Source organism: Pseudomonas sp. DR48, from assembly GCF_019823085.1.
Classification (GTDB): Bacteria; Pseudomonadota; Gammaproteobacteria; order Pseudomonadales; family Pseudomonadaceae; genus Aquipseudomonas.
The window spans coordinates 3867857-3880623 of sequence record NZ_CP081946.1 but is presented as its reverse complement, the minus strand read 5'-3'; the positions used below and the strand labels follow the sequence as shown (position 1 = coordinate 3880623).

Annotated in this window: 12 protein-coding genes; 10 read left to right on the top strand and 2 right to left on the bottom strand. The window is 60.2% G+C overall.

The window, feature by feature from the left end:
• Positions 1-87 precede the first annotated feature (87 nt).
• From K5K95_RS17565 to K5K95_RS17555, 3 genes are all read left to right on the top strand, one after another.
• Positions 88-1446, top strand: coding sequence for a nucleobase:cation symporter-2 family protein (locus K5K95_RS17565; protein ID WP_222585352.1), 1359 nt, complete (start codon positions 88-90; stop codon positions 1444-1446).
• A 160-nt stretch (positions 1447-1606) separates the two neighbouring features.
• Positions 1607-2392, top strand: a complete 786-nt coding sequence (locus K5K95_RS17560) for an outer membrane protein OmpK (RefSeq protein ID WP_222585351.1) — start codon at positions 1607-1609, stop codon at positions 2390-2392.
• A 376-nt stretch (positions 2393-2768) separates the two neighbouring features.
• On the top strand, positions 2769-3554 hold the full coding sequence (locus K5K95_RS17555; RefSeq protein WP_222585350.1) for an outer membrane protein OmpK: 786 nt from the start codon (positions 2769-2771) through the stop codon (positions 3552-3554).
• Between the two features lie 116 nt (positions 3555-3670).
• On the opposite strand, the gene K5K95_RS17550 is transcribed toward K5K95_RS17555, so the two are convergent.
• Entirely contained in the window at positions 3671-4843 is a 1173-nt protein-coding gene (locus tag K5K95_RS17550; protein WP_222585349.1) for a patatin-like phospholipase family protein, read from the bottom strand.
• A 35-nt stretch (positions 4844-4878) separates the two neighbouring features.
• Positions 4879-5811 (bottom strand): lipid A biosynthesis lauroyl acyltransferase, encoded by a 933-nt coding sequence (locus K5K95_RS17545; protein WP_222585348.1) that lies wholly within the window; start codon positions 5809-5811, stop codon positions 4879-4881.
• Positions 5812-5929: 118 nt separating this feature from the next.
• On the opposite strand from K5K95_RS17545, the gene minC reads away from it, so the two are divergent.
• From minC to K5K95_RS17510, 7 genes are all read left to right on the top strand, one after another.
• Positions 5930-6667, top strand: a complete 738-nt coding sequence (gene minC, locus K5K95_RS17540; RefSeq protein ID WP_090188538.1) for a septum site-determining protein MinC — start codon at positions 5930-5932, stop codon at positions 6665-6667.
• Between the two features lie 191 nt (positions 6668-6858).
• Positions 6859-7671, top strand: a complete 813-nt coding sequence (gene minD, locus K5K95_RS17535; protein ID WP_090181772.1) for a septum site-determining protein MinD — start codon at positions 6859-6861, stop codon at positions 7669-7671.
• Positions 7671-7925, top strand: a complete 255-nt coding sequence (gene minE, locus K5K95_RS17530; protein ID WP_007898843.1) for a cell division topological specificity factor MinE — start codon at positions 7671-7673, stop codon at positions 7923-7925. The genes minD and minE overlap by 1 nt, the downstream gene beginning before the upstream one ends.
• A 90-nt stretch (positions 7926-8015) precedes the next feature.
• The gene (locus tag K5K95_RS17525; protein ID WP_030131660.1) at positions 8016-8651 is read left to right on the top strand and encodes an RluA family pseudouridine synthase; all 636 of its coding nucleotides are present in this window, start codon (positions 8016-8018) and stop codon (positions 8649-8651) included.
• A 112-nt stretch (positions 8652-8763) separates the two neighbouring features.
• Positions 8764-10053 (top strand): M18 family aminopeptidase, encoded by a 1290-nt coding sequence (locus K5K95_RS17520; RefSeq protein ID WP_090181768.1) that lies wholly within the window; start codon positions 8764-8766, stop codon positions 10051-10053.
• 180 nt (positions 10054-10233) lie between these two features.
• The gene (locus K5K95_RS17515) at positions 10234-10410 is read left to right on the top strand and encodes a hypothetical protein (protein WP_167360485.1); all 177 of its coding nucleotides are present in this window, start codon (positions 10234-10236) and stop codon (positions 10408-10410) included.
• A gap of 76 nt (positions 10411-10486) precedes the next feature.
• Positions 10487-12655, top strand: a complete 2169-nt coding sequence (locus K5K95_RS17510) for a mechanosensitive ion channel domain-containing protein (protein WP_222585347.1) — start codon at positions 10487-10489, stop codon at positions 12653-12655.
• Positions 12656-12767: the final 112 nt, after the last annotated feature.

The window sequence follows — 12767 nt, the reverse complement described above, 5'->3', positions numbered from 1 at the left end:
CTGTGGGAGCGGGCTTGCCCGCGATTGGCCGCGCCGCGGTCAACCTGACGCAAAAAATCACAAGAATAAAAAGATCCGAGGTGTTGCATGTCCGAGCTATCCGAAGCGCGCATCCCCGACGCACCCGCTATTCAGCGATTGCCCCTTTTGCAACTGATTCTGGTTGGCCTGCAACACGTTCTGCTGATGTACGGCGGTGCCATCGCAGTGCCTCTGATCATCGGACAGGCCGCCGGCCTGAACCGCGAAGAAATCGCCTTTCTGATCAATGCCGACCTGCTGGTAGCCGGGATCGCCACCATCGTGCAGTCGCTGGGCATCGGCCCGATGGGCATTCGCATGCCGGTGATGATGGGCGCCAGTTTCGCCGCGGTGGGCAGCATGGTCGCCATGGCCGGAATGCCGGGTATCGGTCTGCAAGGGATCTTCGGGGCGACCATCGCCGCCGGTTTCTTCGGCATGATCATCGCGCCCTTCATGTCAAAAGTCGTACGCTTCTTTCCGCCCCTGGTGACAGGCACCGTGATCACCTCGATCGGTTTGTCGCTGTTCCCCGTGGCCGTCAACTGGGCCGGTGGTGGCGCTGGCGCCGCTCAATTCGGTTCACCGGTTTACCTGGCCATCGCCGCGTTGGTGCTGGCCACCATTCTGTTGGTACACCGCTTCATGCGCGGTTTCTGGGTCAACATTTCCGTGCTGATCGGCATGTGCCTGGGCTACGTGGTCTGCGGGCTGATCGGCATGGTCGACCTGAGCGGCATGGCCCAGGCGCCATGGCTGCAGATCGTCACCCCGTTGCACTTCGGCATGCCAAAATTTGAACTCGCACCGATCCTGTCCATGTGCCTGGTGGTGGTGATCATCTTCGTCGAGTCCACCGGGATGTTCCTTGCGCTGGGCAAAATCACCGGTCAGGAAGTCTGCCCACGGATGCTGCGTCGCGGCTTGCTGTGCGATGCCGGCGCCTCGTTTGTCGCCGGTTTCTTCAACACCTTCACCCACTCATCTTTCGCCCAGAACATTGGCCTGGTGCAGATGACCGGCGTGCGCTGCCGTTCGGTGACCATCGTTGCCGGTGGCTTGCTCGTGGTGTTGAGCCTGCTGCCCAAAGCGGCGTTTCTGGTGGCGTCGATTCCGCCAGCGGTGCTGGGCGGCGCAGCGATTGCGATGTTCGGCATGGTTGCGGCCACCGGCATCAAGATCCTTCAGGAAGCCGACATCGGTGACCGTCGCAACCAGTTGCTGGTGGCGGTGAGCATCGGCATGGGGCTGATTCCGGTGGTGCGACCGGAATTCTTCGCCCACTTGCCGTTATGGATGAGTCCGATCACGCACAGCGGCATCGCCATGGCGACATTGAGTGCGCTGTCCCTGAACCTGCTGTTCAACATCCTCGGCGGCAAAGAACGCGCGGCCATCAACGACTGCCCCGCTCACCCGCACTAACCCACCAGCGCCACAGAAACCTGTGGGAGCGGGCTTGCCCGCGAAGGGGCCATCAGCCTCAACATCTTTGTTGACTGACACACCGCTTTCGCGAGCAAGCCCGCTCCCACAGGTCAGGGCTGCCTGTGCCTCAAACAATAAAAACAAGAGGGAGCAACAGATGATTCGGACACAGACAAACATGCTGTTAGGCGGTGGTCTATTGGCCGCCAGTCAGGCCATGGCCGGCGATTTGCTGCTGTGGCAGACCAACAGCCTGAGCTATCTGTATGGCAAGGACTTCGCGGTCAACCCGTCGATCCAACAGACGATCACCTTTGAACACGCCGACCGCTGGAAGTACGGCGACAACTTCCTGTTCCTCGACAGCACTTACTACAACGGCGAGAAAGACCGGAACAAAGGCGTTCACGCCTATTACGGCGAGTTCAGTCCGCGCCTGTCTTTCGGCAAAATCCTCGACCGCCATTTAGGATTCGGCCCGATCAAGGACGTGTTGCTGGCCATGACCTACGAGAATGGCGAAGACGATACCGAAGCCTATCTGATCGGCCCCGGTTTCGACCTCGCGGTTCCTGGCTTCAATTTTTTCACCTTGAACTTCTACTATCGCCAGACCGAAGGCTCGCGCCCCGGCGACGATGTCTGGCAGATCACGCCGGCCTGGTCCTACACCCTGCCATTGGGCAACTCGAACCTGTTGATCGACGGTTACATCGACTGGGTCGTGGATAACGACCAGAACTCACAGGGCACCTACCACGCCAACCTGCACTTCAATCCGCAGATCAAGTACGACCTGGGCAAAGCCCTGGGCTGGCGGGAGAAACAGGTGTACGTCGGCGTCGAGTACAGCTACTGGAAAGACAAATACGGCATCGAAAACAGCGCTCGCCTCGACACGAATGAGAACACCACCAGCCTGCTGGTGAAGGTGCACTTTTAAGATGGCCCGCAACCGTGCTCCAAACCTGTCGTCGGTGCGCTGTTGCGGGGCACTTGAGACCTGGCCAAGGAGTCAGTATTCTCCGCGGCCGCCTGAATCCGCGTTAAAAAAAAGCCCGGATTTAATTTCTGACCAGAAAGCCAACTTATCCCGGCTCTGGACGGTACCAAGGCCCTCCAAAACCCCTCTCAATCGACTGTTCTTGAGCAGCCGAGCGGGAGTTTTTTTGCTTATCGAAAGCCTTGGCGCAGCTCTTGCTAACAGCACTAAAGCTGACCGGATGGATAATTTTTTACAGCTAAAGAAAAAGGCGCCACACCAGAGCGCCGACCTTAGAAAAATAACGTGGAACCACCTTCTTTTTGGGAGCAACCGAATGAAACGTACGTGCACCAGCCTGATGCTCGCGGGTTCGTTACTGGCCGGGGGCCAGGCAATGGCCGGCGACTTGCTGCAATGGCAGAACAACAGCCTGACCTACTTGTATGGCAAGGACTTCCAGGTCAACCCGCGCATTCAGCAGACCGTGACGTTCGAACACGCCGACGGCTGGAAATACGGCGATAACTTCTTCTTCATCGACAAGATCTTCTATAACGGCAAGCAAGACGCCTTCGCGGGTGAAAACACGTACTACGGCGAATTCAGCCCGCGCCTGTCGTTCGGCAAAATCTTCGATCAGAAACTGGAGTTTGGCCCGATCAAAGACGTATTGCTGGCCATGACCTATGAGTTTGGTGAAAACGACACCGAGTCTTACCTGATCGGTCCAGGCTTTGACCTGGCCATCCCGGGCTTCGACTACTTCCAGTTGAACTTCTACAACCGTCACACCGAAGGCGACCGTCCGGGTGACAACATCTGGCAGGTCACGCCGGTCTGGTCCTACACCATTCCTGTCGGCGATTCGAACATCCTGATCGATGGTTTCATGGACTGGGTCGTCGACAACGATGTGAACAAAAAAGGCGAATACCACGCCAACCTGCACTTCAATCCGCAGATCAAATACGACCTGGGCAAAGCGCTGAACCTGGGCGAAAAGCAGTTATATGTGGGCGTCGAGTACGACTACTGGAAAAACAAGTACGGTATCGAAGACAGCCAGGGCTTCAAGACCGATCAGAGCGTGACCAGTTTCCTGGTCAAGGTGCACTTCTGATCCGGCGGCGTCTGTAAGGACGCCATCGCGAGCAGGCTCGCTCCCCAAGGTGATCTGAGTGACACTGAAGATCCACTGTGGGAGCTAGCCTGCGAGCGATAGCAACACCCCCAATCTCAAGCCGAAACCACAGGCTCCGCCAACCCGAGAAACCGGCACAGCTCCTCGCGCTTGGCCAACGCGTCCCGGCGCCCCAGGTCGATCAATTCGCTGCAATACCCCGCCTCGAACAGCAAATAGCTCAACACCCCCGCCCCGCTGGTCTTGGTCGCCCCTGGCCCGCGCAGAAACAGGCGCAACGCCGCCGGCAACTCCTGCCGATGCCGCGCCGCAATCTCGTCGATCGGCTGACTCGGCGAAATCACCAATACGTCTACCGGCGCCACACCCAGCGCACGGGTCGGCGTGCCATCGGGAAGCAGGTGACTGAACTGATTCAGACGCTGCAGCAACTCGATGTCACTTTCCAGGCTGTCAATGAACGTACTGTTGAGCATGTGCGCACCGATCTGCGCCAACGATGGCTGCTGCCCCGTGTAAGCCCGTTGCAGCGGCTGCTCCGGGTCGACACCGCGCGGGTTGCCGCTGACGCCCACCACCAGCACTCGGCTCGCGCCCAAGTGCAGCGCCGGACTGATCGGTGCGGATTGGCGTACCGCGCCATCGCCGAAATACTCCTCGCCGATTTTCACGGGGGCGAACAACAGCGGAATCGCTGAGCTGGCCAGCAAGTGTTCGACGCTGAGTTGAGTGGGAATGCCGATGCGTCGATGACGCAACCAGGCGTCGATGGTCCCGCCGCCCTGATAGAACGTGACGGCCTGTCCGGACTCGTAACCGAACGCCGTGACGGCAACCGCGTGCAACTGCTTTTGCGCGATGGCCTCGGCGATGCCGCTCATGTGCAGTTTGTCGTTGAGCAAACCACGCAGCGGCGAACTGTTGAGCAACGCCACCGGCACCGGCGCCCCAAGCCCCAGCAAACTGTGGCTGACAAACCGGGTGGCCTGGCTGATCACGCCAGGCCAGTCACTGCGCAACACCAGATGACTGCGAAAGCCCTGCCAGAAAGCGGTCAGGCGCTCGATTGCCCCGCGAAAATCCATCGCCCCGCTGGCCAGGCTGACCGCATTGATCGCCCCCGCCGAGGTGCCGACGATCACCGGAAACGGATTCGCCGCGCCCATCGGCAGTATCTCGGCAATCGCCGCCAGCACGCCCACCTGATAAGCCGCCCGAGCCCCGCCGCCGGAAAGAATCAACCCTGTAACCGGTTCAGCAGGACTCATCGCAACACTCCATGGCGCTTAAGGGAATCGGTGACTCAACCGCGCTTTTTATACAGCTTCGGCTCGCCCGGCGGACGGCTCTTGAAGCGCCGATGGGCCCAGAGATATTGCTCCGGACATTCGCGCAACGCACCTTCGACCCACTGGTTGATACGAATGCAATCGGCCTCTTCAGTCTCGCCGGGAAACCCTTCGAGCGGTGCATGGATCACCAGTCGATAACCGCTGCCATCGGCCAGGCGGCGCTGGGTGAACGGCACGACAAGTGCCTTGCCCAATCGCGCAAATTTGCTGGTGGCGGTAACGGTCGCCGCCTGGATCCCGAAAAACGGCACGAAAATGCTTTGCTTGGCGCCATAGTCCTGATCCGGCGCGTACCAGATCGCCCGACCGGATCGCAGCAGCTTGAGCATGCCACGCACGTCGTCGCGTTCCACCGCCAGCGAATCAAGGTTGTGGCGCTCGCGGCCACGGCGCTGGATGTAGTCGAACAGCGGATTCTTGTGTTCGCGGTACATGCCGTCGATGGTGTGCTGCTGCCCCAGCAGCGCCGCGCCGATTTCCAGCGTGGTGAAATGCACCGCCATCAGGATCACGCCCTTGCCTTCACTGTGCGCCTTTGTCAGATGCTCCAGCCCTTCGACATGGGCCAGCTTCGCCAGACGCTGGCGCGACCACCACCAGCTCATGGCCATCTCAAAGAAGGCGATGCCGGTGGAGGCAAAGTTTTCCTTGAGCAGGCGCTTGCGCTCGGCAGCGGATTTTTCAGGAAAACACAGTTCCAGATTACGTTTGGCAATGCGCCGTCGGTCGCCCGCCACCCGGTACATCAATGCGCCCAGCAGGCGACCGATAAACAGCAACGCCGGATACGGCAACTGAACAATCAGCCACAACAGCCCCAAGCCACACCACAGCGGCCAGAAACGCGGCATAAGAAATGTTTTTCGAAAACGCGGGCGATCCATTAAATGTTCCGGAAAGACAATGGCCGCGCATTCTACATCGTTCGACCCGGCTTGCGGCTTGCGGGCGTTCTCGTTATAAGTCTCGGCACTTTTAGTGACAAGCCGTTGTATGCCGACCATGAGCCAAACCGAACCGCTAGACCAAGATCCCGTGTTCCAGCTGAAGGGCAGCATGCTCGCCATTACGGTGCTGGAACTGGCCCGCAACGACCTCGAGAACCTTGATCGGCAGCTGGCCGCAAAGGTTGCGCAGGCGCCGAATTTCTTCAGCAACGCGCCGTTGGTGCTGGCCCTGGACAAACTCCCGGCCAGCGAAGGCGCGGTCGATCTGCCGGGGCTGATGCGCGTTTGCCGCCAGCATGGCCTGCGCACCCTGGCGATCCGCGCCAGCCGCATCGAAGACATCGCGGCCGCCATAGCCGTCGATTTGCCGGTGCTGCCGCCGTCCGGTGCCCGTGAGCGTCCACTGGACCCGCTGGAAGGCCAGGTGAAGAAAAAACCGGAAAAGCCGCCCGAGCCGACGATCAAACCGACAAAAGTCATCACGTCGCCAGTACGTGGTGGCCAGCAGATATATGCCCAGGGTTGCGATCTGGTGGTGATTTCGTCGGTCAGCCCGGGTGCGGAACTTCTCGCCGATGGCAACATCCATGTATACGGCCCGATGCGCGGTCGCGTGTTGGCCGGAGTCAAAGGCGACACCAAGGCCAGGATTTTCTGTCAGCAAATGAGCGCTGAACTGGTCTCCATCGCCGGCCATTACAAGGTGTCCGAAGATTTGCGCCGCGACCCTTTATGGGGTTCGGGTGTGCAAGTCAGCCTGTCAGGCGACGTGTTGAACATCATTCGGCTTTAACGGATACTGCCGCATTTTCCAAGCATCTCTAAAACGTAGCGAAAACGGCTCAAACGAAGTAGGAAAAAGGCCAAAAGCAGTGTTTATCGCTGTTCCGGACCGGATTCCAGCCAAGGCTGTCCGACTGCAGTAGTTTTTCAAGAGATGTTTTTCAGGGGCTAAATGTCCTTTTTCCTTAGGGGTGAAACACCTTGGCCAAGATTCTAGTGGTTACATCCGGCAAGGGTGGTGTGGGTAAGACCACCACCAGCGCCGCTATCGGTACCGGCCTCGCTCTGCGCGGTCACAAAACAGTTATCGTCGACTTCGACGTTGGTCTGCGTAACCTCGACCTGATCATGGGTTGCGAGCGTCGCGTGGTGTATGACTTCGTCAACGTGGTCAACGGCGAAGCCAACCTGCAGCAAGCGCTGATCAAAGACAAACGCCTCGAAAACCTCTACGTGCTGGCCGCCAGCCAGACCCGCGACAAAGACGCGCTGACCGTCGAAGGCGTGGAAAAAGTCCTGATGGCGCTCAAGGAAGACTTCGAATACGTGGTCTGCGACTCCCCGGCCGGTATCGAGAAAGGTGCCCACCTAGCCATGTACTTCGCTGATGAAGCGATTATCGTGACCAACCCGGAAGTGTCCTCGGTACGTGACTCGGACCGCATGCTGGGCCTGCTGGCCAGCAAATCCCGTCGCGCCGAAAACGGCGAAGAGCCGATCAAGGAACACTTGCTGCTGACTCGCTACAACCCGCAACGCGTCAGCGATGGCGAAATGCTGGGCGTGGAAGACGTCAAGGAAATCCTGGCGGTTGCCCTGCTGGGTGTCATTCCGGAGTCCCAGGCGGTACTCAAGGCTTCCAACTCGGGCGTGCCCGTGATTCTCGACGACCAGAGCGACGCCGGTCAGGCGTACAGCGATGCGGTCGATCGTCTGCTGGGCAAAACTGTGGAGCATCGTTTCCTCGATGTGACGAAGAAGGGCTTCTTCGAGCGCCTGTTTGGAGGTAGATAATGAATCTTTTTGACTTCTTTCGTGCCAGCAAAAAGGTCAGCACCGCGTCGGTAGCGAAAGAGCGTCTACAGATCATCGTGGCGCATGAACGCGGCCAACGCAGTACGCCGGACTATCTTCCAGCCTTGCAGAAGGAACTGGTGGAAGTGATCCGCAAGTACGTCAATATCGGGTCCGATGACGTGCACGTCGCTCTGGAAAACCAGGGCAGCTGCTCGATCCTGGAACTCAATATCACCCTGCCTGATCGCTAGTCGATCCAGCGGGAGCCACGGCGGCTCAGGGCCCTTCTGTGACAGGAAGGGGCCTGAGTCGCCGTTGGCGTTTGTTACGAGGCTGTTTTAATGCCGTTGTCCAACATCCGCATCATCCATCAGGACGCCGCCGTGCTGGTGGTGGATAAACCGACCCTGTTGCTCTCCGTCCCTGGCCGGGCCGATGACAACAAGGATTGCCTGATTACCCGCCTGCAAGAAAACGGCTACCCGGAAGCACGAATCGTCCATCGTCTGGACTGGGAAACGTCGGGCATCATTCTGCTAGCCCGTGACCCGGACACTCATCGCGAGCTGTCTCGGCAGTTTCACGACCGCGAAACCGAAAAGGCCTACACCGCCCTGTGCTGGGGCCAGCCGGAACTGGACAGCGGCAGCATCGACCTGCCCTTGCGCTACGATCCGCCGACCAAGCCGCGCCACGTGGTCGATCACGAATTTGGCAAACACGCCCTGACGTTCTGGCGTGTGCTGGAGCGTTGTGGTGACTGGTGCCGGGTCGAGTTAACGCCGATCACCGGCCGGTCGCACCAGTTGCGCGTGCACATGCTCTCCATCGGTCACCCGCTGCTGGGCGACGGCCTCTATGCCCATGAGCAAGCCCTGGCTGCCTGGCCACGATTGTGCCTGCACGCCAGCATGCTCAGCTTCACCCATCCCCAGACCGGCGAACGCTTGCGCTTCGAGTGCCCGGCACCGTTTTAAGCGCTAGCAAAAAGCCTGTGGGAGCGGGCTCGCCCACTCCCACAAGTTCTGCGCCGCCGCACTTTGCGCTTTCAATACGGTAAACTTGCGCCATTGCTGTCTGGAGCTTCTTATGCGCGAAGAGTTGAACCAAGGCCTGATCGACTTCCTCAAGGCCTCCCCTACCCCGTTCCACGCCACCGCCAGCCTTGCCCAGCGCCTGGAAGCGGCGGGTTTTGTGCGTCTGGACGAGCGTGAGCCGTGGACCACCGAAGCCAACGGCCGTTACTACGTCACCCGCAATGATTCCTCGATCGTCGCGTTCAAGATGGGACGCCATTCGCCGCTGCATGGCGGGATTCGCCTGGTCGGCGCCCACACCGACAGTCCGTGCCTGCGGGTCAAACCCCAGCCGGAGCTGCAGCGCCAGGGTTTCTGGCAGCTGGGTGTCGAAGTCTACGGCGGTGCGCTGCTGGCGCCGTGGTTTGACCGCGACCTGTCTCTGGCCGGCCGCGTGACGTTCCGCCGCGACGGCAAGGTCGAAAGCCAGCTGATCGATTTCAAGGCGCCGATCGCCACGATCCCGAACCTGGCGATCCACCTCAACCGTGAAGCCAACATGGGCTGGGCGATCAACGCACAGAACGAACTGCCGCCGATCCTCGCGCAATTTGCCGGCGACGAGCGCGTGGACTTCCGCGCTGTGCTGACTAATCAGCTGGCGCTGGAGCACGGTTTGAATGCCGACGTGGTGCTCGACTACGAGCTGAGCTTCTACGACACCCAAAGCGCGGCCGTCATCGGCCTGCATGGCGACTTTATCGCCGGCGCGCGCCTGGACAACCTGCTGTCGTGCTATGCCGGCCTGCAAGCCTTGCTGACCGCCGAAACCGATGAAACCTGCGTGCTGGTGTGCAACGATCACGAAGAAGTCGGCTCCTGCTCGGCGTGCGGTGCCGATGGCCCGATGCTTGAGCAAACCCTGCGTCGCCTGCTGCCCGAAGGTGACGAATTCGTACGCACCATTCAGAAATCCCTGCTGGTCTCGGCCGACAACGCCCACGGCGTACACCCCAACTACGCCGACAAACACGACGCCAACCACGGCCCGAAACTCAACGCCGGCCCGGTGATCAAGGTCAACAGCAACCAGCGCTATGCCACCAACAGCGAAACCGCCGGGTTCTTCCGCCATCTGTGCATGGCCGAAGAAGTGCCGGTGCAGAGCTTCGTGGTGCGCAGCGACATGGGCTGCGGCTCGACCATCGGCCCGATCACCGCCAGCCACCTGGGCGTGCGCACCGTGGACATCGGCCTGCCGACGTTCGCCATGCACTCGATCCGCGAACTGTGCGGCAGCCACGACCTGGCACACCTGGTCAAAGTGCTGAGCGCGTTCTACGCCTGCCAAGAGCTGCCGTAATCACTGGCGCCATCGCGGGCAAGCCCGCTCCCACATTGGAATGCATTTCAAATGTGGGAGCGGGCTTGCCCGCGATGGCGCCGGCTCAGACCCCGCTGATTTAAAGATCCAGCACACCTCACCAACGGCCGCCCAAAAGCCACCTAGACTTTAAATATTCGTCCGACAAGGCAGTCACCCATGATCACGTTGTCCTCGTTCCACGCCATGCTGATCCCCATCCTTGCCGGGATGATCCTGTTGGCAATCGGCTTCAACTTTCGCGATAAAAACGCCGGTGTATTTGCCATGTGGATCGGCATGCTGACGATCCTCGCGACGGTGGTGTTCAAGATCCTCGCCAAACTCAACGAATAAATCCTCCCCCTGACTCGCATTGATTTTGACGGGCTCGTACACTCGGTCGATCCGTTCATCCGAGGTTGACTGCCTAGTGCTCGCTCGTCTTTTCGCCCTGCCATATCTTTTCCTTGTCTGCCTGATGACGCTGCTGCCGATGGCGCCTGCGCAGGCGGTTGGTTTGCCGAGCCTGCTCAGCGGCTCAACCAAGGCCCAGCCAGAGGCACAGGCCCCGCTGGGACAATCGCTGGACGAAGTCATCAAGTCGCTGGAGAACGATCAGCAACGGGCAAAGTTGCTGGCCGACCTGAAGAAACTGCGCGATGTCACCAAGAAAGCCCAGCCGGCTGCCGAGGAAGGCGTTCTCGGCCTGATCGGCGGCACGCTGGCCTCTTTCGAAAAGCAGTTTTCCGGCGCCGACAGCCCGCTCACGCGCTGGTCCGAGGAGTTTTCCCTGGCCGAGGACGAGCTGATGGCCTTGATGCTGCCGGCCAATGAATGGCTGCCGATCATCTTTGCGTTCGCCATGATCCTGATGGTCTGGAGTCTGCTGGCTGCTGCGCTGATCTGGGTCGGTCACCGGGTGCGCATGCGCTTTGGCTTGACCGAAGAACTGCCGCAACACCCCAAGGCCCTGGACATGTTGCGCTTTGCCCTGCGCAAACTCGGGCCGTGGCTGATCGCCTTGGTCATCACGGTCTACATGAGCTATGCCCTGCCCTCGTCACTGGGCAAAAGCCTGGCCATGGTGCTGGCGTACGCGCTGGTGGTCGGCACCTGTTTCTCGGCCATCTGTGTCATCGCCTTTTCCGTGCTCGATGGCCCCCATCGCCATCGCGCCTTGTACATCCTGCGGCATCAAGCGTTTCGGCCGTTGTGGCTGATCGGCAGTTTTGCGGCCTTCGGTGAAGCGCTGAGCGATCCGCGCCTGGTCACCAGCCTCGGCACTCATTTAGCGCATACCGCAGCCACCGTGGCCAACGTCCTGGCGGCACTGTCCACGGGGCTGTTCATCCTGCGTTTCCGCCGACCCATCGCGCACCTGATCCGCAACCAACCTTTGTCCCGCCGCCTGACCCGCCGCGCGCTCAGCGACACCATCGATATTCTGGGGACCTTCTGGTACGTGCCGGCCCTGGTGTTGGTGGCCATCTCGCTGTTCGCCACATTCGTGTCGGCCGGCGACACCAGCACCGCATTGCGTCAGTCGCTGATCTGCACCGTGCTGCTGGTGTTGTGCATGGTCATCAACGGCCTGGTGCGGCGCCATTCGCTGAAACCGCAACGCGGGGTGAAACGTCATGCGCTGTATTCGGAGCGCCTGAAAAGCTTCTTCTACAACCTCGCCCATCTCTTGGTGTGGCTGGCGTTCATCGAGTTGGGCCTGCGTGTCTGGGGCATGTCGCTGATCGGCTTCACCGAGGGTGAAGGCCATGAAATCAGCGTCAAACTGTTCAGCCTCGCGGGCACGCTGATTTTTGCCTACCTGGTCTGGATCCTCAGCGACACCGCCGTGCACCACGCCCTGACCCGCTCACGCAAAGGCCTGGCAAACGCGCGCGCGCAGACGATGATGCCGCTGATCCGCAACGTGCTGTTCGTGGCGATTTTCATCATCGCGCTGATCGTTGCGCTGGCGAACATGGGCATGAACGTCACGCCGCTGCTGGCCGGTGCCGGTGTGATCGGCCTGGCCATCGGTTTCGGTGCGCAGTCGCTGGTCGCGGACTTGATCACTGGCCTGTTCATCATCATCGAAGACTCCCTGGCCATCGACGACTACGTGGACGTCGGCGGCCACCTGGGCACCGTCGAAGGCCTGACCATCCGTACCGTGCGGCTGCGGGACATCGACGGCATCGTCCATACCATTCCGTTCAGCGAAATCAAAAGCATCCAGAACTATTCGCGGGAATTCGGCTACGCGATCTTCCGGGTAGCGGTGCCTTCCAGCATGGACATCGACGAGGCGATCAAGCTGATGCGCGAAGTCGGTCAGAAAATGCGCACCGACCCGCTGCAACGCCGCAACATCTGGTCGCCACTGGAGATCCAGGGTGTCGAGAGCTTCGAGTCCGGCAACGCGATTCTTCGCGCCCGGTTCAAGACCGCGCCGATCAAGCAGTGGGAAGTTTCACGGGCGTTCAATTTGTCGCTGAAGCGGCATCTGGATGAAGCGGGGATGGATCTGGCGACACCGCGGATGAGTGTGCAGGTGATTACGGCAGGCGGTGGGCCGCAGAAGGATGTGTCCGCTACTTGATTGATAGGGTGGCTGTCAGGGCCCCTTCGCGAGCAAGCCCGCTCCCACATTGGAATGCATTTCAAATGTGGGAGCGGGCTTGCTCGCGAAGGGGTCGACACGACCCACAGTC